Consider the following 26,907-nt stretch of genomic DNA (forward strand, 5'->3'; position numbering starts at 1 on the left):
CTGAGGTATTCTCATGAAACTTACATGGGAAAACTTTTGATTACAATTTTTTCGTTTTTTGCGACTTGCTGTTCATCAATGACTCTAGGACTACACCCCCTAATAATAAAAATATCAACAATAGAACGATTAGATTTTTTGCCACCATGTTTAACCTCATGATCTATCAATATTTGAGACAATAGGATCAAATATTGATGGGTAAGTATAAGTCTTACTCGTATATTCTGATGATTCTAAACTATCAATAATCTGAATATTTGGCAATATTGTGTTCATATTGGTAATAATGATCATTTTGGTCATTCATAACGAAAGTTGAGTTTAATTGTTTGAAATGTGGTAATATTACAATAAGTTTTTGTTGAGTAGAAACGGGTGCTAATCCAAAAGCTCAAAGTCTTTATCGTCATGACCTTCTTCGTGTTAAGGGGTAGGTGAGGTATTGAAAAGAACCAATTTAAAACTACGCACCAAAATTGCCTTGCTATCGTTTTCATTAGTTCTAATTTCTGTTTTGCTAGTGGGCATCGTGATCATTGAACAAATTTCCAGTTCGACAGAACAAGAGATAGGAATGCGGGCAATGGCAATTGCCCGAACGGTGGCTCAATTAAAGGATGTGCAGGAAAATTTAGATACAATGAACGGTTCTAAAGTTATTCAACCAGTGGCAGAAAAAATCCGCCTAGCCACTGGAGTGGACTATATTGTCATTTTCAACATGAACCGCATCCGTTTCTCCCATCCTCTCCAGGATAGAATCGGGACTGTTTTCGCTGATGGGGACGAAGGAGCCTCCTTGAAGAACCAAGAATATCTTTCCCATGCCATCGGAGTCATTGGCCCTGCTGTCAGAGCCTTTGTTCCGATCAAGACGGATGAGGGAACTAGGCAAGTCGGGGTGGCGACCGTAGGAATTCTTACCCCTACATTTAGTGAAATTATTCAAAGTTTGCGTTTCAAACTGTATATATCCTTGCTCATAGGTGTACTTATAGGCAGTTTGGGATCTTTATATTTAGCCCGTGACATAAAAAAGAACATGTTTAGTCTAGAACCTCAAGAGATAGCTAAACTTCTTGAAGAAAGAGTCGCTATCTTTCAGTCCCTCGAAGAAGGAATTATCGCCATTGACACCCTCGGAAATGTGACACTTCTTAACAATGAAGCCCGTCGGATTACAGGTAACGACACTGACAAGATCGGTCTCCCTTTAGAAGATGTTGTTGGTATACCGGGGTTAGTCCCAACCATGTTAAGTGGGGAGGTTCGAGAGAATTGGGAATTGGTCATTAATAAAACGTTAGTCCTGGCCAATATTCTTCCCGTTCGAATTAAGGAAAAAATGGCAGGAGTAGTGCTAACCTTCAGGGAAAAGACAGAAGTCAAGAAGATGGCTGAGGAACTTACAGGTGTAAAGACGTTTATCGAAGCTCTCCGCGTACAAAATCATGAATCACAAAACAAGCTACATACCATCGCTGGTTTGCTGCAACTGGGAAACGATCAACAAGCCTTGGATTACATTTTTTCGGTAACCGAAGAACAACAGGAGATTATCGGATTTGTCAGTAGGAAGATTAAAAATACGAGTGTAGCGGGACTTCTTCTAGGAAAATACAACCGAGCTAAGGAACTTCATGCCAAGCTGTATTTTGATCCAGACTGCTATTTAGGAGATTTACCGGAGCGTATCGAAAGCAGCAAGCTGGTTTTAATCCTTGGTAATTTATTGGATAATGCCTTTGAAGCACTCCGAGGCAGGGACTTGGCTGAAGTTCATTGTCTTATTTTCGAAGGAAAAGAACTAGTGATAAGCGTGGAAGATACTGGCATAGGTATAGAAGAAGATAACAAGGACCATATCTTCGAATGGGGATTTTCCACTAAGGAGGCGCTTAATCACGGCATCGGACTTTCTTTGGTAAAACAAGCTGTAGATAGCCTAGAGGGGACCCTAGAAGTGGAATCGGGGACGTGGGGAACAAGGTTTCTGATCAAGATACCGTTACAGGGAAACGAGCTTAGGGGGTTAGGATTAGTATGATCAACTTGATCTTAGTAGAAGATGACCCGATGGTCATGTCTGTTAACGAAAGCTTTATTCTTCGAGTAGGAGGTTTCCAAATTGTAAATTCAGCGCGAACAGGTCGTCTAGCCTTAGAACTAATTGAAAAGCACAAACCTCGTCTTGTCATTCTAGATGTTTATTTACCGGATATGAGTGGCATCCAGATCTTAAAAGAATTACGTCGGCAGGGTACCCCTACCGACGTAATCATGATAACTGCTGCTGATGAAGTGAATATTGTACAGGATGCCATACGCTTTGGCGTGGTCGATTATATTATTAAGCCTTTTAAATTTGAAAGAATTAAGGCTGCTTTGGAAAAATATAAAGCTTATTCCAATAAATTCAGGGACCAAAGGATTATCGATCAGGAACAATTAGATAATCTAACCAGAATGAATTCGTTCCCAGTCTTGAATAACCCAGACAGTGATGTCCTACCCAAGGGCTTACGTGAAATTACCCTTAAACAGGTTATAACGTTTCTAGGTAACGGAAAACAAGGATATTCCGCTGAGGAAGTGGCCGAAGGGGTTGGCTTAGCGCGCGTTACCGCCCGACGTTATCTAGAATACTTAGGGAAAAATGGACGAGTTTGTCTCGAGAGTCAATATGGTTCTGTCGGTCGTCCTGTCAATATATACAAGGTTAACCGTTAATTAACCTCAAGTTTAGGAACAATCCTCTATTATCTACTTATAGGAAATAAGAAAACTAGTAGTCTGCCAACCAAAGGAATTCTAAGGATATCGTATTAGTTATAGGTTCTATGAAGAATTACCTTAAAATACGGTGTTCACCTTGCAACAAAAATAAACTACCGCTTCCTGTCCTTACGTTTTTCCAATATAAAAAGGGAAATCCTCTAGACCGAAGGACTTCCCTTTTTTAATTGTTAGAATGTTTTGATCGTTTATTATTCAATAAATGTCTTCATCGTCCGGGATATTCACGGCAAAGTGGGCTCCCTCAAGGATCTGTGCCAAAACATTCAACGGAGTGGTTGCCACCTCACGATACATCCGGTGGGTGTATAAGTGACGAACGTTGGGAAATTCTTGCTTAAATAAGCGCCGAGCCTTGTCTCCTGCATGATCGGCATCCAGGAGAACACAAACCTCATCATCACTAAACTCTGCTATCAACTGTTCCAACTTGTCTAATCCCAACGTCCCATGGGTGCAAGCGATCTCTACTGGTTCGTCCAAGAGCTGCTGCAAACGCAGTTTGTCGGTTTTTCCTTCTACAATAATAACTTTGCCCATTATCCCACCCAATACTTTCCAATCAATAGTGCCATTTTATGACCACTCTCCTGATTAGCTTCTACCCTTTGCTGCCTAAATATACTTTCCCCCTCTTCTCTCTCGATTACTTTGTCATAGCTTAGAATCATCCACTCCATCAAGCCAGTCTTGAATAACATTAACCACAGATGCGATGCAACCGTCTTCAAAAGGGGAAACCAAATTGGCTGTCCTAACCAGTTCCACAAAAGACTTACTGCCCCCAGCTTGACAAAGCCTGAGGTAATCTGCCCAAGCCGTCTCTTGGTCTTCTCGAGACCGTTTCCAAAATTGAAAGGCACAAATTTGAGCCAGGGTGTAGTCTATGTAATAAAAGGGATCGCCAAAAATATGCCCTTGTTGATGCCAGTAACTCCCACGTTCTAGATAGTCGTTGTCCTCATAATCACGATGGGGTAGGTATTTCTTTTCGATCTCTCTCCACGCTGCTTTCCTATCTTGTGGAGAAGCCTCTGGGTGAGAGTAGACGAAATGCTGGAATTCATCAACCGTAACCCCGTAAGGAATGAAGAGTAAGGCCTCGCTCAAATGGGTGAATCTGTATTTAGCTGTGTCATCTTTAAAGAAAAGTTCCATCCAGGGCCAAGTAAAAAATTCCATACTCATTGAGTGGATTTCACAGGCCTCATAGGTAGGCCAATGATATTCTGGAATGCGATAATTTTTGCTGCAATAGACTTGAAAAGCGTGCCCTGCCTCGTGTGTCAAGACATCAATATCCCCTGAAGTACCGTTAAAATTGGAGAAGATAAAGGGGACCTGATAGTCGCTAATATAGGTACAGTAGCCGCCACCGGCTTTACCCTTTTTAGCAACCAAATCCATCAGCTCATTGTCCACCATGACCTTAAAGAACTCACCTGTCTCTACGGACAACTCGTTGTACATGCGCTGTCCATTGTCCACAATCCACTTTTGATCTCCTTTAGGTTTTGCATTGCCCGTTTGAAAAATAAATTTCTCATCATAATAAGGCAGAGTCGCCGTCCCCAGCCTTCGCTTCTGTCTTTCTCTCAGTTTACTTGCCATTGGGACTATAGAGTTCTGAACTTGCCGGCGGAAGTTTGCCACCATATCAGGATCATAGTCTGAGCGAAGCATTCTAGCATACCCGAGTTCGATGAAATTCGTATAACCCAACTTCTTAGCCATGCGAGTTCGGACCTTGACCAAGTCATCGTATAGTTCATCAAGCTTTTTTTCATGAACGGTAAAGAATGCATATTTGGCTTCGTTGGCTCGTTTTCGTGTGGCACGATCGGTTGATAATTGAAATGGAACTAAGCCCGGTAGATTTCTCGCTTCCCCTTCGAACATAATCTTAGCGGAAGCGATGAGTTTAGTATATTCACTTGATAGTTTGTTTTCCTGTTGTAAGTCTTCTATGATTTCCGGGGCAAACGTTTTAAGGGTCAGATCGGCTTTTGTAAAAAGCTGTTTTCCCCACTTTTCTTCTAAGCCCTGCCTGAACTTGGAGTTCACGAGTGACTTATAATACTGGGAAATCAAGCCCTGATAAACCGGCGTAACTTCATCAAAATAATTTTGTTCTTCCTCATAAAATGGGTCCGCTGTATCAACAGTGTGGCGGATTATCACGAGCTGCTCCATTGTCTCAAATTCACTTCTTAACTCATTAATCTCTACCATCACCGTATTTTGTTGTTCGAAATCTTCCGCCTGATCGAACTTAGCCAAATAATTGGAGAACTTAGTTTCAAACTCCTGCAAATTTGGCCTTCGATATAAAAACTCGCTAAACTTCATGGGCACTCACCTTCCTTATGTCTTATCATATATGGAATAGTTCCTAGATTCAAATAGCTATCTTCATTTAACCTTTGCATAAGAAAAAGAGATCAAGTTCAAGCCTTAATCTCTTTGCTGTGCATTACAAGAAATCCCCTTATTCGAGAAACTATTAAACGGTCCAAGCGAATTCAGAGTCCACTAAATCCTTTTCTTGGATGAACTCCATCAGTAATTTAGCGGTGCCCCCAGTAAGTTTAAGACAACGGCGTAAGTGTTCAGGTGAGTCAAACTCATGAGGATTCAATACCCGGCAACAAGTCCCACCATTTTCATTTGAGAAACGATCATGAAAGTCATGGGCAGCATCATAGCCCGGTTCTCGGGATTGAGTGGGGTCAAGGCGACCCTTTAAAAGTCCTAAAATCATCACTGAGCCCGTCAAGGCTCCACACATACAGCCGGCATGTCCCAATCCCCCGCCGAAGCCCGTTGCCATTTTCAAACTCTCTGGGTTTAAAGGATTGTTCATCATTTCATTAAAAGCATGAAGAATAGATTCAGAACAATTTAAGCCATCTTTGAATTTGTTACCTGCTCGCGAACGAGCTTCCAATGCCATATCGTCCAAATTGATTTCCCCCTCTTCCCTTGCCGTTATCCATAGTGAACTCTATATTTTTCTCACCTATAGCTATTCTAGGTAAACTCGTATATTCCTACTATTCAGAATAATTTTTCATCTCCTTTTCAACAAGACAACACGTTTCATGAAAATGGCTCTCCGAGGATTACAAGTCATTCACAAGCTGAAGTTGATTCATGGGAGTTCCAATGTTTAATCTCCCTAATTCTGGAACACCGCAGATACGAGCATTTTCTTGGGTTGCTAGGCGGTAGACCTCTAGCTTTGGAATTCCTGTCTGAGCCATCCAGTCCAGCTCATCATAAAAGCCTTTAGCGTGCGGTACCCGATAAGCACCGGCATCCGTTCCCACACCAAGTCGAACATTGAGACGATAAGCCTCGTTTATTTTAGCAAGTTGTGTCTCTAAAATACGTTTTAAAGTATCGATTTCATGGGAAGAATATCGGTCTGAGGGATATTTTAAAATATTCCCGATTGGAGCAACGGTTGGAACCCAAGCAATCTTTTCCTCTCTCATTAGCTCAATATGCTGGGTCGTCATATAATAGCCATGTTCAATCGAATCGACTCCTGCTGCAATAGCCACAGAAATTCCCTCTTCCCCGCTGGCATGGGCCATAACGAGAATCCCGCGCCGATGAGCCGCCTCAACCAACTCTCGTAATTCCTCAACTGTCCACTGAGTGGGTCCGACCACCTGGTAATCATCAAACTTGATCAGTCCTGTTACGACGACTTTAAGTTGGTCGATGCCTTGATCGAAGAAGTCTCTCTCCTTTTCCTGCCACTCCAAGATATCTTTAAAACCCCGTCCCAGAAAACGGCCATACATACCCGCTCGATTCACGGCTTCATGCACGGATATAACCTTAGGTCCGGTCCACACTCCTTCATTCACTCTGTTTTTCGCGAGCCAAGAAAAGCCCGGTAAGTCACCGCCATCACGAATACCTACAATTCCCATCTCCAGATAGTGTTGTAAATAACCCTTCATGTTTTCCTCGATCAGAGAAGGATGTGCCCAGTTTTCCAAACACTGATAAAAGTCCAGGCTGTCAAGGGCCAAATGCACATGGACATCTAACCATCCGGGCAAAATGATATACGAATCCCATGGGAGTTTCTTTTCAGAGCAACTCTCTAAATTCCTCAAAGGCTGCAATGAGCTAATCCTACCATCCTTCCATTTCAAGAGCACGGATTGAGTGCACAAACCTAGTTCAGGGCTCCAATACCCTGCTATAACTGCTGCTCCTTGATCAGGGATTTGAATTAATTTTCTTTTAGCACTGCACGAGATAAACGTTGGTTCACCCATTTCTGACATCTCCCCTTCTTGGGACTATAATTCGGTATTGTCGAATAATTAATCCCCACACCGACTTTGAGTTTAATGAGTTAATTATAAGCGTGAGCTTAAACTTGTAAAAAAATATTGACGCGAATGACCTCGAACATGACAAGCTGGGATGCCTCAGACAGTTCAAACTTTTGTCAAACTTTTGTCACATATTTTTTCTATTATAAACCCGTAGGGTCAAACAAAACTAATAAGGAGAGTGAACTTAATGAAAAACATCAAGAAACTTATCGCCTCAGCTACGATCATCGGGGTTTTAGGGGTAGTCGGAACAGCCTATGCAGCGGTGACAAAGTCGCCTGCTGAGATTACGGCAGGTCTAACAGGGCAAACAGTTACCGAGGTAAACCAGCAGAGAGCGTCAGGAAAAACCTATGGAACCATAGCCAAAGACGCTGGCAAGCTGGCTGAATTCCAAGCGCAAACGCTCGAGCAGAAAAAGGCAATTCTCGATCAAAGAGTGAAAGATGGTCAATTAACCCAGCAGCAAGCCGATCAAATCTATTCTGCCATTGAGACCAATCAGGTAACCTGTGATGGAACTGGCAGTGCACAGCTCGGCAAGACCTATGGGCTCGGCCTAGGAAAAGGAACGGGTCTTGGAGCGGGGCAAGGTTTAGGGAAAGGAAACGGATCGGGACGACGCGGGAATGGTATGGGAAGTGGAATCTGTACTGGAATTGGGACCGGAATTAACTCAGGAACAGCCGCAAACTAAATATTTTCAAGAAGTTGGCTGCAAAATAGAAAATAAGTTTATTTTGCAGCTCCTAAAATTCAGACTCTTCTAAAGAAAACTTGGCTAGCGCCAAGCCTTAGCGAAGGCGGTCGCCTTAGTTGCACTTATGCGACCCAAAACTTATACTTTCTGACTGGTATCAAAAATGAATTGACATTCATACTCTCGGCAAAGTATATTAAAGCTAATTAGACGAAATCGAGAGGGTGTGGATGAAAATGAGTTATGGGAAACATTTGACGTTCAACAAAGATGGTAAAGTCGGAATTATTACTCTAGACAATGCCAAAGGATTCAACCTAGTGGGCACGGATTTTCTTTATGAATTAGAGGAAATCCAAAAGGAGATTAATAGTGACCACGAACTCGGAGGAATTGTCATTAATGCCAACGGTGACCACTTTTCGGCAGGAATTGATCTTAATTTCTTACAGGGGGTTAGTTCTCAGTTTATTATGGATAATCTGGTATGGCTGCAAAAGCTGTACTCCTTCTGGCAAGACCTGAACATACCTGTCATTGCAGCCATCAACGGCCTTTGCTATGGTTCCGCCACTGAACTTATTCTTGGCTGCGATATCAGAATCGCCGCTGATGATGCTAAGTTTTCAATTCCCGAAGTACGTTTTGGGTTATCTCCCGATATGGGAGGAACGACTCGCTTAACACACCTGGTTGGTATTGGTCAGGCCAAGCGGCTTATTATTGGCTGCGAAGAGATTGATGCTGAAGAAGCCTTGCGGATTGGCTTAATTGAAATATTGGTTAAAAAGGAAGAGTTAAATGAGCGGGCGATGAAACTGGCCCATAAAATGGCGAATTTCCCTCCAGTAGCAATTCGCTTTGCCAAAAAGGGTATTAATGTCGCTAATGAAAGTAGTGTAGCATCTGCATTGCTCTTCGAACAAGCGCAATCCACATTTTGCTGCGGTACAGAAGATTTGCGTGAAGGGGTTACAGCCTTCCTTGAAAAAAGGAAACCTGTATTCAAGGGAAGATAGTCCCCTCACTCTATAACGGCATAAACACATGCAGGCAGCAGATTAACATTCTGCCGCCTGTTTCTTTTTAGTAATACAATCCTTCTGTGCGAAAAGTTATTTGAGGCATTTTATTTGGCGCACTACCAAGCACCTCCTCAAACCTATTTATTTTGAGGAGGTTTTTCTGCCAGTCGGCAGTCGGAAGCTAAAATTCTCCGCCATAATTTTTCATCCGAAGTAACTAGAACAACCTTTCTAGAAACGGAAAGGTTATGAAGATACCCCAAAATGTCCTCCCAAAGGTTTTGTTCCTCCTTTGTTTCTTCGACGTATAAGAAAAGGGGTGCCTCTGTAGTGTAGTGGAGTGCTAATTGGGCAACGGCCATTCGATAGGAAAAATAGGTCCCTTGAGTCGAGGAAGAGGAAATCTTATTGACGATCCACTCCGCTTCTCGTTCGAGTTCCTTTCCATATTTGGTTTGCCACTCGCGCCAGGAAACTTCCAGTAAGGCCTGAACATCAAGTAATGCGTGCTGCAAATCCTCATACGCCATCCACTTTTGTTTAACATTCTCTATCTTTTTCTCCAGTGCAGATAACGACAGGTATTTTTGGCTACCCTGAAGACGATGTTCCGCAGTTTTCAGTTGTCTGCGGACTTCTAGCCGTTCTTTATTGATATCTGCCAGATCCGCCTGCCTTTCTTCTTTAGACAGACAGCTTTCACGTTCCAACTCAGCCAAGGGTTCCAAAATCTCAGCGAGTTGCTCAATATTGCGATCCCCGAGCAAGTCGCGATACCTCTTAGCGAGAACAGCGACTTCCTTTTCCGTCTCTTCTTTTATTCTCAATTGCTTAGCAACCTTCAAAACTTCAGCTAGGACTTCCTCACGATTTGTTGCTGGTGTCCCCCAATTTTCCAACTTAAGCTGCAGTTGTTCCGCACAAGCAGCCATTTTATCTTCTTCCATTTGCTGCTTTACGATTTCTAATTGCAGCGCCTCACGACTCTGTTGTAGGCGATGTATTTTTCGTATGTAGTCCTGCCAGCCGTTCAGCCATGCTGACAAATTCGCTGTTTTGGTCGCAGCATACGCTTGGTTTAAAATTTTAGTATGAGAATTCACGATCTTATGTAACTTTTCTTCCCGATTCACATTTGCTTGCAGTCTCTCCAATTCAGCATGCAATCGTTCAACCCGCTGCCGCCGCTCATGAAATTCCTGAAGTTTGCTTTGGAATTCCTTGTAGTTTGACACTTGATAGTTCTGATAGTCTTGGGCAAGGCGAAAGGATAGTCTTTCACCAATGCTTTTGCCGCCAAACTGTTCCTGGCATGCCCGATCAAGCAAGCTGCCAACTTTAGAGTTTTGCCACTGCGTCAAATGCCTTTCTCTGTCTGCAATTTTAGTTTTAACAGCATCCGTCACTTCAGTCATAACCTCTAACTCATGGAGTCGAGCGCGCTCGTTCTTGACTTTACTTTGGATTTCCTCGATTTCATGTTTTGTGAGGATGAGCTTATCAAGTTCCTCTTGTGCTGCATCCCTATCTTCTTCTACTCGGCGCAAACGCTGATCCGCGTCTTCCTCCAAACCTTGGTATCCAGACGTGTGCAGCAGGATGTCCGTCTCTTTAATTTCTTGTGCCCGAATTTTGGTTATGGCTGCTAAGCGCCCAACTTGATCTTGAACAAATGCCCACTCCTTGCACTCCTCACGTAGGCTTTCAATCATAGCCCAATCGACTCGAGACTCACAGGTAAGAGTCCTCAAATTCAACTCTGATTTTAGATAAGAATCTTCTAACCGGGCTAGCTCGCCTTGAAGTTGGCGTAACTCTCGATAGTCGGGGTTTTGAGTAAGTACAGCTAGACGATCTTGTAATTTTGCTGCAGCAGCCAAACTCTCCGCTAAAATCTTCTCTCTTTCTTGCAGATTTTTTATTTCAATCAAGCATACACGTTTCTCTTCTTGCTGGCGGTGCGCGGATTCCCAATCATGCCGTAGAGCATCATACTCAGCTTTAACCAGTACCATGCTCTCCCTCTGATCGTTCACTCTTTTTTGTGCTCCAGCGATAGAAGCCCTCACTTTAGTCAGCGAGAATCTCTCATCCCCTCCTTGTCGAAGGTTGCGGACGCGTTGATAAAAGTTATCCTCTTCGTTTCGTTCAGGCCATTCTACGACCCCTCCCTGAAGAAAAGATTCAATCTTAACCCCAAATAAATATTCCCCTAACGTCATTGAATCTGGCAAGGACACAGTTTTTCCGGTTTCATCCTCGATCACCAAAGTTGAAGAGCCTTCCCGTTCATCACCTTGCTGGATAAATTGTCGCCGAATATGATAACGAAAACTGTCTTCGGACACCCATACCTCCATTATACCTTGGCGATTATCCGCCTTTAAAGTCGATGGGGTCTTGAAATCATAGAATAGTTCCAGAAGAAAATCAAGCATCCTGTGACAACCTTTTTCCTCATCGTCTTCACGCCCCTGCCCAAGTGCGGCCAGCCCAATTTTCTGTACTAGCTCCCAGTGCTTTAATTTCTCAGCACTCTCAGCAACAAGACGCTCTTGCATATTCGCGCTAAATACTTGTTTCAGGGTAGGAAGGCCATTGCCATCTCCATTTTCAGTCCTTCCTTCCACAGTGGTAACTACTTTCGATCCCGATTCGGATAATCGCCCATCACTAGATATAATTTCGAGATAGCGAAACTTATCCGCTAAAAGCTTCTGTAATGACTGAACAGCTGCTTCATCTCCTTCTCGAATAGCTCCTGACAACTTGATCCTAAACAAATCCCTTTGTTGTTCAGAAATGCTTGTTTCTGCCAAAAGTTTCGCCGCAAGTCCTTCCATGTCGGCTTGCACTAAGAGAGCCTTTTCTACATAACGGCGCTGACCCAGTTCTCGGAATTCGAATTTGGTTGATCCTCTTTCTTCCCCAATCTCTCCCAGTAGAACTCCATGTGGTCCGCTCTCACGGAAACTTCGAGCTTCAGGAGAACCACAATCAGCCCAAAAGGTTTCTCCGGCTTGTTGGATTCCGCTCCATTCCTCTTTATGCCCCAACGCCAAGTAGTCCAGACCACTTGCGGCAATCTGTTCTGGTATGATCGGGATGAATTTATTCAGATTCTCAATTGGGTCAACCACTGCATGAAGAAGCATAAGCTGAAGCGTTCCGTCCTCCTTGGTCTGAAAGCCGTCCAGGAAAGGGCCGTCTTGACGATAAGCAGTCCATCCTGCTCCATATACTGTCACGTTTAAGGTAGGAATTTTAACAGAGTTGATACCCTTTGAGAAGATATGCACTTTGTTGGGCCATAAAGCTAAGCGATAAGCCGACGTATTAACGAGCGGGTCCCTTTCTCCCGGAGTAATAAATATTCTTGTTTCGTCTAGTTTAGCTAGTGTCCTCACTACCCGGTCGACAGTCTCTTTGCGCACATATTCCTGCTCAAATAAATCTCCGGTTAGAAAAAGAAGATCGATTTTTTCTGACCGACAAAGGGCGAGAACAGCTTCAAAGGTCTGCCACAAATCTTGATTGCGCAGTGACGCCCACTCCTCTGGTCCTTCCCAAGCGGGACTGTCAAATTGAAATCCTCCACAATGCAAAAAACGCACTCGCGCAGCCATGCACTTCACCTCCCTCCAAACAGGGGGACAGGTACGTCGTTTGCTTGTGAAACGACGTACCTGTCCCCCATGTTGTTACCACATTGCAATATGCCCATCGGCTCTCGGCTCGGTTCCACCCGCTAAAATCTCCTTAGAATTTCTCCAGATAATTTGGCCACGTCCAAAACTGGAAGCATCTAAGGAATACCGAACGTCATGTCCCCTGCGGGCAAGGGCTTGAGCGATATGATCAGGGAAGGCATGTTCAATTTCGATGGTTTTTCCATTAATCCATTGCCAACGTGGAGCATCAAGCGTTGCTTGAGGGTTCATGTGAAAATCAAGGGCGTTCATGATGACCTGGACATGTCCTTGGGGTTGCATGAAACCACCCATGACTCCAAAAGGTCCGACAGCATGGTCATCTTTAGTTAAAAAACCGGGAATGATGGTATGATAGGGACGTTTACCAGGTTCAAGACAATTGTCATCGTATGGATTCAAGGAAAAGTTGTTTCCGCGATTATGAAGACTAATCCCTGTTTCAGGGACAACTAAGCCGGATCCAAAACCCATGTAGTTACTTTGTATGTATGAAACCATGTTTCCTTCACCATCTGCGGTTGCCAAATATACGGTCCCCCCTTTGGGTGGGTTTCCGGGTTCGGGTTGAAGTGCTCTTTCACCAATTTGGTTCCGTCTTTCCGTGGCATACTCGTTCGATAGCAAATCGTCAAGACTGACTTTCATCTTAGATGGATCGGCAATGTATTTCTTTCCATCGGCAAAAGCAAGCTTAAGGGCCTCGATTTGCCTATGGTACGAGTCGGCGCTCTCTTTCACCTCAAAATCGAATCCCTTTAAAATATTTAAGGCCATTAGAGCTACGAGCCCATGTCCATTGGGAGGAATTTCCCAGACTTTATACCCCCGGTAATTAATACTGATGGGGGTGACCCATTCTGGTGTGTACGCCGCTAAGTCGCTCTTTCTTAGATAGCCACCATGCATTTTTGAAAATGTATCAATCTTATCTGCAATAACTCCGCTATAGAAAGATCGAGCTTTCGTTTCTGCAATTGATTGTAAGGTGCGGGCGTGATCTGGTGAATGCCAGAGCTCGCCGATTTTTGGTGCTCGTCCTTGGGGCGCAAAGGTCTTAAACCAATCTTTAAATTGAACGTTTTTAAGATCGTGAGCATATCGGTTGAAGGCGATTTCCCAATTCCTACCGACCGTTGGGGAAAGGGGGTAACCTTGTTCGGCATAAGTAATTGCAGGTGCCATCACTTCGGTCAGAGGAAGCTTTCCGAAACGGGCGGATAATTCGGCCCATGCTGCAGGCGCACCAGGAACGGTAACGGGAATCCATCCGTAAATGGGCATTTCCTTATGCCCGGCTTTTTCCAAAGCTTGCAGAGTCAGCAATCGGGGTGCAGGTCCACTGGCATTAAGACCGAAAAGTTGGCCCTTTGTCCAGATTAAAGCAAAAGCGTCCCCTCCTATTCCATTAGAGGTCGGCTCCACAACCGTCAGACATACGGCAGTGGCAATCGCTGCATCAATTGCGTTTCCGCCTTTTCTTAAGACAGATAACCCAGCTTCAGCTGCAAGTGGCTGGGAAGATGCAACCATTCCATTTTTAGCATACGTGGTCATTCGGTGTGATGAATAGGGATTGTGAAGTGTATCAAAGTTTAACATACTGCGGTCCTCTCCCATTAATTTAGAATCTCTTGTGTGAATAGCCAAGATTTCTCTTTAAATTGTTTCATTAATAACCACTATTTTTGGCAGTGTGAGCAGAAAAACGCATTTCGCCCCCCAACTACGGACGTTTGGATAAGCTCATGACAAACTGGACATGGTTTGTCGACCCGATCATAGACCCCGAAAAAAGGGTTATATCCCCCAGTAAAATCGTCCCATGGGGCAAAAGGCTCCTCCATATCTCCGCCAAGACGGATAGATTCCTGTACAACGGTTACCAAGGAATTATATAAATTCATTTTGTCAGTAAGACTTATCCCAGAAATCGAACGAGTCGGTAAAATGCCCGCCCTAAACAGGGCTTCATTAGAATAGGCATTACCCACTCCAGCGATATTTTTGGGATTCATTAACCAAGGTTTAATCATGCCCTTTTTTCCCTCAAGCAATTGACTGAAACCTTGGGCATTAAAATTTGGATCTAAAGGATCACTTCCCAATTCACGCAATTTCGTCTCAAGTTGATCTTGCCCAAGGTAGTGTAAGTAGCCCAGTGTGAGACGACAGAATAAAAGCACCGAACCGTCAGATAAACCGAAAACTATACTTACTTTTCCCGGAAGCCCCTTGATTCTTTGTCGTAAATCCTCTGCATTACTATGTACAATCTCAGACATAAGTGCTTTTGGGGATTGGTTCGAGGTAGACCCTTGTAATGTTTCCAAATTTTCTGTAGTTACGTAAAAAAGCCTACCATTAAGCATCATGTGAGTCAAGAGATAATGACCGTCATCAAGCTGAAAAACAAGGTATTTTCCCCTCCGCATAATTTCTGTAATAAGCCTGCCAATGACTACCTGGCAAAAATCCGTACTTTCTAAGTTAACACTTTTAGCGCGTAAGACATTAACTTCGTCAATCCGTTTACCCTTAACACATCTGTTCAAATAGTCTTTGTATATCTCCATCTCAGGTATTTCAGGCATACTATCCTCCAAAAGGCTTTTAACCATTTTTAATTTATCATTCCATTCACACCCGTTATTAATTCGCGACATTCTAAACAGGGGGACAGGTACGTCGTTTCACTGGCAAACGATGTACCTGTCCCCCTGTTCCTCTTGCATAAAGTTTTGAAAAATCAAACAGTTTGTGGTAATATTCTAAATGAATAGCTGTTCATAAATACTCATTAAGAGAGGGGAGCATAAAATGATGGTCAAAGCTGAGCTACATGCACTTGTGGAGAAAATGAATGCAAACCCAGAGCATATTAGACAAGAAAAAGATCGTGTTTACCAGGTGGATCTTGAGGAAAGTGGTTCATTACAAATTGTCTTCAAGAACAGCCAGGTGGAAGTAGTGGAAGGGAAAGTACATACCCCAGAGGTTACATTAATTCTTAATGAGAAAAATTTCTCTAAGTTACTCAAGGATAAACTAAATGCCACGATGGCCTTTATGACGGGTAGTTTAAAGGTTGAAGGTAAAATGGGGTTGGCGTTAAAACTTCAAGAAATCGTGAAAGCATATCAATAAGGCTTTGATACAAGTTCAACCCTCAGTAGGCGATATTTCAAAAGAAATATCGCCTATGTTTTACTTGACAATGAAAAAGGATGGCGCATGACGTTCACCGTACTGACTTGATGGATGATTAACTATCTGGTTGTCATAATAGAGAACGGTTGAGGCACCACCGTCAAGATTGGCGACGTTGTAAGCGCCGTATTCAAGCATGATATTCTGTACATCTTTTAAGGTCGCGCCCAAGGAACCAACCTGGCGTCCGTCGATGACTAGCATCAAAATAGTGCCATCTCGAGTTTGCCCAATAGCCGTCCTAGGAGCAATCCCCCATCCTCCGTCTCCATGAGTGATGGCCGGCTTACCGTTGACGACAAGAAAAGGGCCAAACGTGACGGCATCCCGTATACCCATTTGCTTGATTTGGGTTAACGTATAATGACCAAGGACAAGGACATTACTTTGGTCCATGCCAATGATATCATAGCTTGATACTCCTGAATCCTTGTATAGAATTTTACCGTCCGAGATGAGAATGCCTTGAGGGTGCCCACCGTTTCCATTTCCCTGCGGGTCATTAAACATTCCCCCGTTAATGACTGCGACCGCCCCAGTATCCTTGGCAATGTCTTCTGCCTTTTCTCCGATCGTGCCGAGATAACGCGTCGCTGCCACCTTGACGCGTCCTGGATTATTCACCTTAAGCAAGTATCCTTTAAATCCATTTTGACTGACGTCAATGAGTTCTGTGCCATTATTTTTGTTCGTGCTGAGAGCACTGATCGAGGATGGATTAGAGTTTCCCAGAACTGCGGCTTTGTTACTGTCCAGTATTTTTTGAATCTCTGCATCGTCAAAAAACCACTTTGCCAAGTACTGATGGTTCATGGTCGTCATCGCACTTTCCACCCACAGGCTACGAAGCGACTCGAAGGGTTGAAGAGGTGCATAAAGAAAACCCATTAAAAGTAAAAATAGTAGGGTAAAACTACTGAAAATCCATGCCATGAGTCGGGTCAACTGCTTTTTCTTCCGGCTGTAATGATAGACCCCTGCAGGTTTTCCAGGGAGTCGTGGCTGCATGATTGGTTGCGAAGACCTAGGAATCCCTGTACTGCCCATGTTACCTCCATCTCCCAAAAAGTTGTATTTTCGTCAATTAACTATAATATACACCTTATTGGTTAAAGAAGTATGAACTATTTATGAAGAATCAGTGAAAAAACTAGCAGAAACCAGATGATACTAAAGAGCAAGATCCTTAGTATCGAAAACTTTCTTTGTCAAATACCAAAGTAGAGCTGACGCGGAACTAAGCCCGATGATCGGCAACGCTGGGTCTATCGTTCCTTCTAATACCTCTTGCGGCTGAAACCATTGGAAGAGTGAGAGACCTTTTAGCCAGGACAATTTATTACTGAGTCCGCCAACAATATCCAGCCCATAAAAGGCTAGCGTTAATCCCACAGCATACGTTAAAGCCCGTTCTTCCTCAACGAACCAAGCTGAGAAGAAAAGACTATAAAGTTCAATCACTGAAAAAAAAGCAACTCCTAAAAGCCCTAAACGGAAATAACGCCAATGATTAATTTCGATCCCTGAGCAAAAGGTGCCAAAATATAAGCCAACGATTGTGGCTGCGACTAAAATAGCGTTCGTGCCAATAAGAACCCCTGCTTGGGTTGAAAGAACCTCACTTCGAGATACCGGAGTGGATAGCAGAAAAGCCAAAGATCCATTATCCACCATCTTGGCAAGTAAAGCATTCGCAGTTTCAATCCCATATAAAGCCATAAGAATCACCCAGATTCTAGCAAAAAACTGGGCTGATATAAAGGCCTCGAACGTATCCGTCCGAGCGTTTTCAGATACCCCAAATACGGTCTTTACCGCAGATGGTATAGCCTCTGCGATCTCAGTGACGGCGGGATTCTTAGCAATCACAGGGTAAACCCAGGTTATAAGTCCTTCATAAAGGAAAATACCTGCTGAAATGACGACTACTTTATTTTGATACTGCCTAAACATCGCCCGAAACAATGCTCTATTCAGAAGTACCCCCCCTTTCAACTACAAAACAACTATCGATAGAAATCCATAAATGCCTCTTCCAATTCTAGAGATCGTTGCCTAAAGCGTTTGACTCGAACTTGAGCGAGAGCCAACCATAGTCTATCCAGTTCACCCGCGACACGAATGACATAGCATTGCCCCCGGACCAGACTTATATCTAACCCACTTCCCCTCAGAAGCTCATAATCCTCCTCGCTCTCGACCTCAATTTCAAACGTGTGATACTCCACTTCTCTTAGCTGTGAAATGCTTCGAACGGCAAGGAGTTTTCCTTCCCGAATAATTCCAACGCGCTCACACGTCCGCTCAATCTCTGAAAATTGATGGGAAGACATAAATAAGGTCTTCCCTTTCTTCTTTTCCTCTAATATTAATTCGATGAAAACCTTTTGCATTAAAGGGTCTAGTCCAGAGGTCGGTTCATCAAGGATGAGAACACCAGCATCCAGCATCAAGGCCGAAATAATCCCTAACTTCTGTTTCATCCCCTTTGACATCTTTCGAATGGGTAATTTTAAATCTAAATCGAGAGCACTTACCAAATAATCACGGGTCTTCTTAATGTCAGGCCGTTCTCCGTGCATTCCTGCGATAAGATCTAAGAAATCTAAGCCCGACAAGTTCTCGATGAAATGAAGTTCACCCGGAAGGTAACTGACAAATTTCTTGACTTCCGTTTTTTCTCGCCAACAATCACGGTCATTGATCGTTACTTGTCCCGAATCAGGCTTTAAAAATCCCATCAATAATCGGATAGTCGTGGTCTTTCCTGCCCCATTCGGCCCAAGAAACCCAAACGCGGTTCCTGGATCGATCCGAATGTTAATGTTCCTTATTCCTCGTCCCTCACGATAAACTTTGCTCAGGTCACTAACCTCGATCATTTCCTCCCTGCTTCCTTAGACGAACTCCTTACACATCAAAACACCCCTAAATTCTTTTAAACAACAGGGGCATCGTATTATGATTGATCTATATTCATATCCTATTGTATGTTTCTGGGGAAACCTGTTGTGTCTGTCTCCCTAGTTCACCCAAATCCTTTCTAGCAGTCTCATTGGACTATACTTTTCCCAGATCAACTTTCGGCTGAAAGGCTTGGCCTGCTCAACCAAGCTTAATGTGGGATCTAAGGTATTTAGAATTCCATCTAGGGTCAACAAAGATTTGCCTACGAGGACAAACTCAGAGGGAATATGAATCCCATGGCGGAAGATAATTTCAAAAAAGTCCTGAATAGATTCTCCCATAGCTAATTTTCTCTGAGAAACTTGCAAATGTTTGTGACGTAACGTAGAAATATCCGCTAAAAACGTAAGCCGATCGATTTGCTCAGGTACTATCCCCATTTGCGAGAGTGTCTCTAAAATTTGGGCATCCTTTCCACGAACGAGTGCAGAAATCAGGGACAAGAGCTGATACCTCATGGCACGGGATAGATGTCCTGTCATCCCAAAATCAAGCAAGGCAATCTTTTCTCCAGGCAAGATAAGAACATTACCAGGATGAGGATCACCGTGAAAACATCCCTCGCTAAGGATTTGTTGAAGGAGTGCTTTGCTCAAACGATCTGCGATGCGATGAGCGTTATAAGTTGCTTTCTTAGAATCCATAATTTGGTGCAGAGGAATCCCTTCAATATACTCCAGAGTTAAAACTGAGGGATGGGTGAATTCCCAGTAAATCTTCGGAATCAAACTATTGGAATTCCTCTTACTCCATTTTGAAAGCTCTTCCGCATTTCGCCCCTCATGTAAGAAATCTAATTCCTCTTGAATAGTGTTAGAAAACTCCTCAAGAATTAGGCGAACAGGATAGCGTTTTTCCCAATGGGTTCTCTGTTCAATATTCGTTACAAATATTTTGAATATCTCTAAATCTGTTTTGACCATCCCACGTATGAATGGGCGTTGAACCTTTACAGCCACCTCTTCTCCGTTGTGAAGAACTGCATAATGCACTTGTGCAATCGACGCAGCCGCAAGAGGAACAGGATTAAATTCTCGATAGGCAGACTCGAGGCGAACCTGTAGAGATTCTTCGACTACTCGTCGTACTTCTCTAAAAGAAAGCGGGGTAACTCGGTCTTGGAGTTTCGCTAATTCTTGAATAATCGGTTGAGGAAGAAGATCTGAACGGGTACTCGCTATTTGTCCCAGTTTGATAAACGTCGGACCAAGTTCTGATAAAGCATTTCTTAGATGCACTCCCACAAGGGCTAAGTTTTTCTCCTGCAGCGGCATAAGATTCCCCGAGCTAAGCATATAACCAAATCCATGCCGGATGAGTACGGAAAGGATCTCATGCAAGCGGGCAAAATGTCTTGCAGGTGTTTCAAACATGCTGAATACTCCCCGTTTCCTAAACATACTCTTAATATATTTATGGAGCATTGAGCGTAACGTGACAGTAAAGCGCAAAAAATAAGAGAAAGTAAAACCAAGGCCTGTATATTGGCATATATTGGTAAAGAGGGGGGTGCTAAAATAATATGTTTTTGGGGAGAAATAAATTCTTAAATCAAAGCGGAGCCCTTGGGGAAGCTGGGAGCCCAGAAGTAAGAGAAAACACAGATTTCCTTAACCAAGCCGATCGCCCAATGCCAATGGGTATGCAACGTTTCTTAGCAAAAAAAGGAATCAACTCTTCTAACGATCTATTTAACCGTGTTCAATCCTCACCTCGTATGCCCTTTAGAAAAGTTCGGTAATCGCAAACAAGGGGACAGGTTCGTCGTTTTCTTTCTGCGAAACGACGAACCTGTCCCCTTGTTCCTTCCCCTTGTTCCTTCTGTCCACTATACTTATAATGTCTATTGAATTATTCTCTAAGCCCAAGGTGATCTTTAAGGGCGCTTTGCAGAACATGAGAAAAGTTTAAATGATTTTTGACAGCTAAATCATTTAGCCACTTAGGAATCGTAAGGGTTTTCTTAACCGCCTTATCTGCCATCTCATCTCGTATTAGTTTCATCCAAGCCTCAATAATCGTAACAAAGGCACCAGTGGATACGACAATCTTTTCAGGGGAAGCAGGAGAAGGAATAGGATCGCCGTCTTCTTCCATTCCATAAAGATGAAGTTCTAAAGCTTCTTTGGCCATCAATAGTGTTTCTTCTAAAGAGTCACCCTCGGTAATGCATCCTGGTAAATCCGGGAATGTCACAGTATAGCCTTTAGTTTCCCTGGGTTCAAAGATGGCAGGAAACAAATATTTATCCATTTCTTAGGCTCCTTTCGCAAAACTCATTGTTCGGTAATCCCTGCCTGTTTGAGTATACTTCTCACAGTCTTCGGGTCTAGGTCTTTTTTAGGGTGAGGTACCGTCACTTTATAGTTTAGTTTTATGAACTAGTTGAATATGTGAACCGCGCTGATTCTTTTCTATCCAGCCATCATTAAAGAGGATTCGAAGTATTTCCGTTGATGAGTACCCTTTCAATGTCGTTCCCTCTCTCTAACAATAGAATAATGCGTACTAATAATACGTGTCAATATTTCGCAATATTTTGGAATGATGTACTTAAAACACGCTTATTTCCTCCTCCCTCTCCTCTGTTGATAGGCCTGAGAGGACATCTTTTTACGGAGGGACTTATCATATCCTTCTTCAGACATGAACTGTAGCGATGCGATTAATTTCGTGATTTCCGCGTGGAGTTCTAGATCATTCATCTCACAGGCCATAGGATTCAGCGCGTTGATACTTGCTCATTATCGCAAGTTGCCCCAAAGCCAGCAGTTAATCGAACTAGTTCAAGACTTTCCCGCACATCCGTGTATTCTACATCTACGGAAAATAAGGAATGGTATCCTTTAGACAGAGGGGTAATGGAGAGCTCTAGGAGCAAAGCTTTTGTCTCCCCACTGTAGAGATCAGGCATCATGACTTGATGATTTCTTCCATCTGTTGAAGGATACCTGAGAATACCTGTAACTCTGACTTGTTAGGAGGGCTTAATCGTTAGGACTAGATTTTGAGCAATGAGGCTGAGCAAACCGGTCAGTTCTTGTTCAAAGATACCAGGAATTTGATCTGGAGTTTCAATATAATAGAAATTCCCTTTCCCTGCTTCTGCCATCTGCTGCAATAAATCCTCTTCAAAATCTTCGCCCAACCCAAATGTGGATACTTGGACACCACTTTGCGCAATTTCCTCAGCTTTTTTGGCTAGCGCTAGGGGGGTTGTAATCCCTGCATAGGCCATACCGTCTGTGAGCAAAGTCTTCTTCACTTCTTAAAATCCGGTGAGCATTCCACCACTAAGGTTTTTGTACCGACCAATTCCGGGGCGGTGAGCTTCACCATGAGGTAAGCCTTTTGGGTTTTGTCGGGTAGCAAGTAATTCTTGTCTAAAGCCATCTCAATTTGAACCTGATCCATAGTCCTTCATCCTTCCTTTACACATTTAATGCTTATGCATTTAGGATAGCACAGGGTGTAGCAATAATTTGTTTGGTCTGTCGTGTTAATCCACTGGAATCCGCCTAATCCTTTTTGTGACATAATTAAATGCAAAACCCCCAGCATTGCTGGGGGTTCTGTAGCACTTTATGGTTTAATGTGCCTAGAAGAGATCTTTTGAAACATCATCAAGAGCCCAACGCAAAGCCTGTAGATTGAATCAATGTTGAGATTGTCTTCCGCTGTCGTATCGAAAAAAACATTGAGCTTGGATTCTAAATCCTCTTCTGGTTTGGTGTAACAAATGAGCATTGGAACCTTTGGTAGAGGGTGCAATACAAGCGAAATATCAGAGGAAAAACTAGTATCCACGGGCTTACCGCTAAAAATATAAATTATGTCCTCGATTAGATCTGGATAGGCATCTGTAAGTTGTTTTAAAGGTTTTTCAAACCTCTGTTCAAAAAATGCATCCCATATCGTCTCATTACTAAGTTCCCTGAATGGAACCCATTTTCCGGAAGGATCATTTCCTGCACTGTAAATAATATAGTTAAGTAATGGTACCGTCACCCATACATTGATATGACAGTCAGATATCAGATTTCCCTCGGAATCAACCGTGAAGTCTTTTCCAAGACACTTAAGGGTCAACTTATCGTCAGAAAGCGTAGCCCCTAATCGCTTCACGGATGCAGAAAAAGCTATTGTAGCAATTTCTTTTTTCAACGGCACGAGTATTTGCTTCAGTTGCTCTTCGGGAGTCATTTGTCTGATGATTTTTCCATCTAGTTCCTCAATTATATTGCTCTTTAGATGAAGACATTCATCGAGACGTTTTTGTCCCTTGATTACCTCAGCGGCAAACGCCAGGCATGTCGCCATCCCACACAGTTTACAATTTGATTTTGGAAGTAACTTGTAAATTTCAAGTGGATTGTTAAGTAGTGACATATAGCAACGCCATTCCTTTCGTGTTATGGTCGAACTCCTACCCTTACGGTATTTCTCCACTTATCGAGATTAACCTGCAATTCTACGGTAAAATCTCTAACAAACAAGGGTAACAAACAAGGGGACAGGTACGTTGTTTCAGGCAATGGATACCCAAACGTGGAACCTGTCCCCCTGTTTATGCTGTTAGTTGCTCTTAAGCCATGTCTTGATGAACGTTATCCAGTTCGTCCTCTGGCACGTCAAACACTGCATTCTCAGCCGCAGGATTCGGGGTCTCTGTAAAGTGTTCCGGCAAACGATCATCCACTTTGGTAAACCCTGCTGCTTGATTAAAAGCTCGTTCCCACTGGATCGTGTTCCTAGCAAGTGCTTGAAGCTCCTCAATCCCATAGCCCGTCCCTAATTGGGCATTGACCAATTGACAGAGGATTTCCCGATGAGCACCAAGGACTCCCATGGAAAATAAACACAACCCCAAATAATCATAAATGGGCACTGTATACTGCGCCTTCTGAGATAGAGCCGCCTGTCCTTCAGGGGCGTTATGTTTTAAACTCAATCGAATGGTATTCCCAGCAATGTGATCTGCACCCATCGGAGAGGTCGCATAGGTCACCCCTGTCCCTTTGATGGCCCGCGGCTCATACGCAGCCATCGCCAGCCCTTTCCCACAGGAACTTCAAGCACTCCTAATACCTTGCCAGCTAGCTTCGCCCCATTACCCAAAACGCTTCCGGTTAAGGTTACCTTGCCGATTTCCTCCACTAGACGGATTGCCCCCTCCTTGTCCCCAAAGGTAAGAAGCCCGCCATCCATCGACACACCGAGTGCCGCACCCGTTTCGATCGTATCCAGTCCATAGTCGTTACACAAATAATTGAGTCGAGCGATGAAATCGAGATCATCAATCTCCAGATTCGAACCCATGATGGCAATCGTCTCATGTTCTAAGGGAGCGACCACATCTTTTCCCCACTAATCTTGTCCACTCTTGAGAACTGACCCGTGGAAAAGTTGCGTGTCGGCAGCCCTCCAAGAGCGTTAGTCACATTCACCAACGCAGCCGTCCCATAGTCAGCATAATTTTTAATCACGGGAGATGTTTTAAGAAGTTCAGCATATTCCTGCATTACGCTTTTAAACTCCTCGGGTCGTTTGAGTTCGAGATAACCAACTCCTGTATCATCAAGCACTAAGGCTTTTAGCCCTTTGGAACCCATGACCTCACCGAGACCCCCACGGCCACTGTACCGACTCGGCACCCCATCAGCGTCCGTATTAGCAATTCCTGCAGTAAGCAGGCGGTGTTCACCAGCCGGCCCTATACAAGAAATGGCGACCTTCTCGCCAAAGTCTTGTCTCAAACGGGCCGCGGTCTCATACACCCCACAGCCCCAATATTCTTCAGCTGAAAGCAGTTCCGCCCCTGACACTTTAATTTTAAGGATATAGTTCTGAGCATCTTTGGGGAGATCCTCGATAATCACCGCTTGATAGCCAAGCCCGAGCCAGCTTTAAGCCAACGACCCCTCCCCCATTGCTTTCTTTGATTCCACCTGTTAACGGACTTTTCCCTCCAATGGAAATTCGCCCAGAACTGAAAGCCTTACTGCCACCAAGAAGTCCTGGAGTAAAAATTAACGGGTTATGCCGCCCTAAAGGTTCACAGGTTGCCTTCACTTCTTCCAGCATATATTTGGCGATAAACGCGCGACCACCGAGAAGGCGATAGTTTTCTTTGGACTCCTCGATCACAACACTCAAAGTTGACATATTCACCCGTAAGATTTTGCTCATCGACATTCCATCTCCCTTTGTCCTTATAGCACCAATTCTTGCCCATGGTATTTCAGCCACTCTTTCCAAGACACATACTCCGGCATAAACGTCGCCACCCACTGCCAGAATCTCTCCGAATGGTTGGGATGCGTCAAATGCGCCAGTTCATGAATAATGAGGTAATCGATCACCTCTTCAGGGGCCATGATAATTCGCCAATTCAAATTAAGATTACCTCGGTCAGAACAGCTCCCCCACCTCGTCTTCTGATCTTTCAGTCGAAAATCTTGATAAGTGACCTGCATTCGCTTTGCCTGTTCATCAAGCTTGCTCTTGAGTACTCTGCGCGCTTGAACTTTATACCAATTCATAACAGCGTATTGAACATTGGACAGATATTGATAGTCGGGTAAGTCATAGGGTAGAAACACCACAAGCACCTGCCCTTCTAAGTTTACCCGAATCGATTGGCGAGCGTGTCTTCTGACACTAAGTCCCAAAATTTTACCCCGATAAGGGAACTCTTCCCCTTCGATATACTGTCTTTGAGGACATTCTAGAGTCTCGCGACTTGCGAGCCAATGTTTTAAGATCCATTCTTGTTTGGCGCTCAATAGTTCTTTCAGTTGCTTTGCGGATACATTCTTAGGTGCCGAAATTCGAACACGATCGTCCAATATGCTCAGCGTAATCCTTCGATACCGCACACTCCGTCGCTCTTCGTAGGGAATTATTTCATCCCCAACGCTTAATTGATCCACCGGAGAATCCTCCTCACCAACCCCCACTTTTCTTCATCTTACCATAAATTTTTACACTTTGTCGCTAGCATAGTAGGCGGCATGATTCAAGGCCCTTACTAGTTCCCCACAATCATGGATATCCGAGCCGATACCCAGAATAAAGGTATTAATTTCACTCCAGAATTTAAAGCTCAGGTAGTCCTTCAATTATTGAGGGAGGAAAACACAGTTGTGATTGGTCGCTGGAAGGCTGAGTTTTTGGAAAGAGCGTCCGAGGTGTTTTATTTCCTCCTCCCTCTCCTCTGTAGATAGGCCTGAGAGGACATCTTTTGAGATTGTCTGATTATAATCTGCGAAATTTGCAAAAGATTACTTAATCCAATAATATATAATGGTTCAATCAATATGAAGTTAAATAATTTGAGAAAGAAGATGGTTTTAATGGAATTACTCGATGCCATGAAATCCAGACGAAGCATTCGAAAATTTAAATCCGATCCCATCCCTGAGTTGTTTGTAACTCAACTTATCGAAGCCGCGCAATTAGCTCCATCTGGTAGTAATATTCAACCTACGCGCTTTGTTGTGATTAAAAGTGATGCCGTTCGTGCGCAATTGAGCCAAGCTACTCCTTTACCGTTTGTCAGCCAGGCACCTGTCGTCATTGCATGCTGTGTTGACGCAGAGTCCTTGGGAGGCATAGGCACTCGGGCGCGAGAACTCAAGGAAGCAGGGGCCTTCGCAGATACTCCCCTCGATAAGATGGACCCAGAAAGCTATGCTAAGCGCAGACCAATGGATCAAGCTACCGCCGAGGCCTATCTTCGCTTAAACGCAGCCATTGCTATTGATCATATTACATTACGTGCTGTTGACCTTGGTCTTGGTACGTGTTGGGTTATGATGTTCGACCAAGAGAAAGTAAAACAGATCCTAGGGTTAGGCGAGACTTATAATGTCGTGGCCTTAATCCCCGTCGGTTACCCTGATCAAAACCCCAAGGCTCGTCCTAGAATTGAGTTGAGTCAGATCTTACTTAAAGAGGTTTAAGGCCGAAATCATGGCACGCCCTAAACGCAAGTGAACATTCTCAAGTGAACCCAAGTTTAAACAGAGGAAGAGCTAGCTGAGTTAGTCTCTTCCTCTGTTATATGAAAAGAAGCTATGATAACTTCATTTGAAAAAAGTGCACCAATACGAGCAATGATAAGGAGAAAATTC

General features: G+C 43.7%; 30 protein-coding genes. 7 read left to right on the forward strand and 23 right to left on the reverse strand.

Features of this window, described 5'->3' with window-relative positions; genetic code table 11:
• Positions 1-445 precede the first annotated feature (445 nt).
• Both DSOL_RS17755 and DSOL_RS17760 read left to right on the forward strand, forming a co-directional pair.
• Positions 446-2,050, forward strand: a complete 1,605-nt coding sequence (locus tag DSOL_RS17755; protein ID WP_075366156.1) for an ATP-binding protein — start codon at positions 446-448, stop codon at positions 2,048-2,050.
• A complete protein-coding gene (locus DSOL_RS17760; RefSeq protein ID WP_345788400.1) occupies positions 2,047-2,733 on the forward strand; it encodes a response regulator in 687 nt (228 codons plus the stop codon). Before DSOL_RS17755 ends, DSOL_RS17760 begins: the two co-directional genes overlap by 4 nt.
• 261 nt (positions 2,734-2,994) lie before the next feature.
• On the opposite strand, the gene DSOL_RS17765 is transcribed toward DSOL_RS17760, so the two are convergent.
• From DSOL_RS17765 to DSOL_RS17780, 4 genes are all read right to left on the reverse strand, one after another.
• Positions 2,995-3,339 (reverse strand): toprim domain-containing protein, encoded by a 345-nt coding sequence (locus DSOL_RS17765; protein ID WP_075366158.1) that lies wholly within the window; start codon positions 3,337-3,339, stop codon positions 2,995-2,997.
• 114 nt (positions 3,340-3,453) lie between these two features.
• Positions 3,454-5,148 carry a M3 family oligoendopeptidase gene (locus tag DSOL_RS17770; protein WP_075366159.1) on the reverse strand — a complete coding sequence of 565 codons (1,695 nt, stop codon included), beginning with the start codon at positions 5,146-5,148 and terminating at the stop codon, positions 3,454-3,456.
• 154 nt (positions 5,149-5,302) lie between these two features.
• Positions 5,303-5,761, reverse strand: a complete 459-nt coding sequence (locus DSOL_RS17775; RefSeq protein WP_075366160.1) for a C-GCAxxG-C-C family protein — start codon at positions 5,759-5,761, stop codon at positions 5,303-5,305.
• A gap of 160 nt (positions 5,762-5,921) precedes the next feature.
• Positions 5,922-7,097 (reverse strand): amidohydrolase family protein, encoded by a 1,176-nt coding sequence (locus DSOL_RS17780; protein WP_075366161.1) that lies wholly within the window; start codon positions 7,095-7,097, stop codon positions 5,922-5,924.
• Between the two features lie 250 nt (positions 7,098-7,347).
• Between DSOL_RS17780 and DSOL_RS17785 the strand changes: the two genes are divergently transcribed.
• A complete protein-coding gene (locus DSOL_RS17785) occupies positions 7,348-7,857 on the forward strand; it encodes a DUF2680 domain-containing protein (RefSeq protein ID WP_075366162.1) in 510 nt (169 codons plus the stop codon).
• A gap of 239 nt (positions 7,858-8,096) precedes the next feature.
• Positions 8,097-8,879, forward strand: coding sequence for an enoyl-CoA hydratase/isomerase family protein (locus DSOL_RS17790; protein ID WP_075366191.1), 783 nt, complete (start codon positions 8,097-8,099; stop codon positions 8,877-8,879).
• Between the two features lie 143 nt (positions 8,880-9,022).
• On the opposite strand, the gene DSOL_RS29765 is transcribed toward DSOL_RS17790, so the two are convergent.
• From DSOL_RS29765 to DSOL_RS17805, 3 genes are all read right to left on the reverse strand, one after another.
• The gene (locus DSOL_RS29765) at positions 9,023-12,511 is read right to left on the reverse strand and encodes a hypothetical protein (protein ID WP_075366163.1); all 3,489 of its coding nucleotides are present in this window, start codon (positions 12,509-12,511) and stop codon (positions 9,023-9,025) included.
• A gap of 75 nt (positions 12,512-12,586) precedes the next feature.
• Positions 12,587-14,197, reverse strand: a complete 1,611-nt coding sequence (locus tag DSOL_RS17800) for a gamma-glutamyltransferase family protein (RefSeq protein ID WP_075366192.1) — start codon at positions 14,195-14,197, stop codon at positions 12,587-12,589.
• A gap of 80 nt (positions 14,198-14,277) precedes the next feature.
• Positions 14,278-15,189, reverse strand: a complete 912-nt coding sequence (locus DSOL_RS17805) for an Fpg/Nei family DNA glycosylase (RefSeq protein ID WP_075366164.1) — start codon at positions 15,187-15,189, stop codon at positions 14,278-14,280.
• A 226-nt stretch (positions 15,190-15,415) separates the two neighbouring features.
• Here DSOL_RS17805 and DSOL_RS17810 point away from each other — a divergent pair, with 226 nt between their 5' ends.
• On the forward strand, positions 15,416-15,742 hold the full coding sequence (locus tag DSOL_RS17810; protein ID WP_075366165.1) for an SCP2 sterol-binding domain-containing protein: 327 nt from the start codon (positions 15,416-15,418) through the stop codon (positions 15,740-15,742).
• A gap of 60 nt (positions 15,743-15,802) precedes the next feature.
• On the opposite strand, the gene DSOL_RS17815 is transcribed toward DSOL_RS17810, so the two are convergent.
• From DSOL_RS17815 to DSOL_RS17830, 4 genes are all read right to left on the reverse strand, one after another.
• Positions 15,803-16,852 (reverse strand): phosphodiester glycosidase family protein, encoded by a 1,050-nt coding sequence (locus DSOL_RS17815; RefSeq protein WP_083642711.1) that lies wholly within the window; start codon positions 16,850-16,852, stop codon positions 15,803-15,805.
• Between the two features lie 123 nt (positions 16,853-16,975).
• Positions 16,976-17,782, reverse strand: a complete 807-nt coding sequence (locus DSOL_RS17820) for an ABC transporter permease subunit (protein ID WP_075366194.1) — start codon at positions 17,780-17,782, stop codon at positions 16,976-16,978.
• A 29-nt stretch (positions 17,783-17,811) separates the two neighbouring features.
• Positions 17,812-18,687 (reverse strand): ABC transporter ATP-binding protein, encoded by an 876-nt coding sequence (locus DSOL_RS17825; protein ID WP_075366166.1) that lies wholly within the window; start codon positions 18,685-18,687, stop codon positions 17,812-17,814.
• Between the two features lie 141 nt (positions 18,688-18,828).
• Positions 18,829-20,145: an ABC1 kinase family protein gene (locus DSOL_RS17830; protein ID WP_075366167.1), complete on the reverse strand. Its 1,317-nt coding sequence runs from the start codon at positions 20,143-20,145 to the stop codon at positions 18,829-18,831.
• 149 nt (positions 20,146-20,294) lie between these two features.
• Here DSOL_RS17830 and DSOL_RS17835 point away from each other — a divergent pair, with 149 nt between their 5' ends.
• Positions 20,295-20,513, forward strand: a complete 219-nt coding sequence (locus tag DSOL_RS17835) for a hypothetical protein (protein ID WP_075366168.1) — start codon at positions 20,295-20,297, stop codon at positions 20,511-20,513.
• 110 nt (positions 20,514-20,623) lie between these two features.
• Here the strand turns inward: DSOL_RS17835 and DSOL_RS17840 are convergent, their stop codons facing one another.
• The 12 genes from DSOL_RS17840 to DSOL_RS17870 form a co-directional block, all read right to left on the reverse strand.
• On the reverse strand, positions 20,624-21,025 hold the full coding sequence (locus DSOL_RS17840; RefSeq protein ID WP_075366169.1) for a type II toxin-antitoxin system HicB family antitoxin: 402 nt from the start codon (positions 21,023-21,025) through the stop codon (positions 20,624-20,626).
• A gap of 23 nt (positions 21,026-21,048) precedes the next feature.
• Complete coding sequence (locus DSOL_RS30125) at positions 21,049-21,132, reverse strand: type II toxin-antitoxin system HicA family toxin (RefSeq protein WP_427854429.1); 84 nt, start codon at positions 21,130-21,132, stop codon at positions 21,049-21,051.
• Position 21,133: 1 nt separating this feature from the next.
• Entirely contained in the window at positions 21,134-21,244 is a 111-nt protein-coding gene (locus DSOL_RS30130) for a type II toxin-antitoxin system HicA family toxin (RefSeq protein WP_427854428.1), read from the reverse strand.
• Positions 21,245-21,494: 250 nt separating this feature from the next.
• On the reverse strand, positions 21,495-21,689 hold the full coding sequence (locus tag DSOL_RS29000) for a hypothetical protein (RefSeq protein ID WP_075366170.1): 195 nt from the start codon (positions 21,687-21,689) through the stop codon (positions 21,495-21,497).
• A 60-nt stretch (positions 21,690-21,749) separates the two neighbouring features.
• On the reverse strand, positions 21,750-22,037 hold the full coding sequence (locus DSOL_RS29005) for a VWA domain-containing protein (RefSeq protein ID WP_075366171.1): 288 nt from the start codon (positions 22,035-22,037) through the stop codon (positions 21,750-21,752).
• Positions 22,034-22,186 (reverse strand): hypothetical protein, encoded by a 153-nt coding sequence (locus DSOL_RS29010; RefSeq protein ID WP_235838873.1) that lies wholly within the window; start codon positions 22,184-22,186, stop codon positions 22,034-22,036. The genes DSOL_RS29005 and DSOL_RS29010 overlap by 4 nt, the downstream gene beginning before the upstream one ends.
• Before the next feature lie 168 nt (positions 22,187-22,354).
• The gene (locus DSOL_RS17860; protein WP_075366172.1) at positions 22,355-23,161 is read right to left on the reverse strand and encodes a DUF3786 domain-containing protein; all 807 of its coding nucleotides are present in this window, start codon (positions 23,159-23,161) and stop codon (positions 22,355-22,357) included.
• Between the two features lie 196 nt (positions 23,162-23,357).
• Entirely contained in the window at positions 23,358-23,819 is a 462-nt protein-coding gene (locus DSOL_RS29585) for an aldehyde ferredoxin oxidoreductase C-terminal domain-containing protein (RefSeq protein ID WP_282433553.1), read from the reverse strand.
• Positions 23,777-24,127 carry an aldehyde ferredoxin oxidoreductase C-terminal domain-containing protein gene (locus DSOL_RS29590; RefSeq protein WP_282433554.1) on the reverse strand — a complete coding sequence of 117 codons (351 nt, stop codon included), beginning with the start codon at positions 24,125-24,127 and terminating at the stop codon, positions 23,777-23,779. The genes DSOL_RS29585 and DSOL_RS29590 overlap by 43 nt, the downstream gene beginning before the upstream one ends.
• Positions 24,112-24,651, reverse strand: a complete 540-nt coding sequence (locus DSOL_RS29595; protein WP_282433555.1) for an aldehyde ferredoxin oxidoreductase N-terminal domain-containing protein — start codon at positions 24,649-24,651, stop codon at positions 24,112-24,114. Before DSOL_RS29595 ends, DSOL_RS29590 begins: the two co-directional genes overlap by 16 nt.
• Positions 24,605-24,961 (reverse strand): aldehyde ferredoxin oxidoreductase N-terminal domain-containing protein, encoded by a 357-nt coding sequence (locus DSOL_RS29015; protein ID WP_235838874.1) that lies wholly within the window; start codon positions 24,959-24,961, stop codon positions 24,605-24,607. Before DSOL_RS29015 ends, DSOL_RS29595 begins: the two co-directional genes overlap by 47 nt.
• A 23-nt stretch (positions 24,962-24,984) precedes the next feature.
• Positions 24,985-25,704 (reverse strand): M48 family metallopeptidase, encoded by a 720-nt coding sequence (locus tag DSOL_RS17870; protein ID WP_075366173.1) that lies wholly within the window; start codon positions 25,702-25,704, stop codon positions 24,985-24,987.
• 423 nt (positions 25,705-26,127) lie between these two features.
• Between DSOL_RS17870 and DSOL_RS17880 the strand changes: the two genes are divergently transcribed.
• Positions 26,128-26,736 carry a nitroreductase family protein gene (locus tag DSOL_RS17880; protein ID WP_075366175.1) on the forward strand — a complete coding sequence of 203 codons (609 nt, stop codon included), beginning with the start codon at positions 26,128-26,130 and terminating at the stop codon, positions 26,734-26,736.
• The last annotated feature ends 171 nt before the right edge of the window (positions 26,737-26,907 follow it).

Origin of the sequence: Desulfosporosinus metallidurans (assembly GCF_001936615.1) — a bacterium.
In the GTDB taxonomy this organism is placed as follows: Bacteria; Bacillota; Desulfitobacteriia; order Desulfitobacteriales; family Desulfitobacteriaceae; genus Desulfosporosinus; species Desulfosporosinus metallidurans.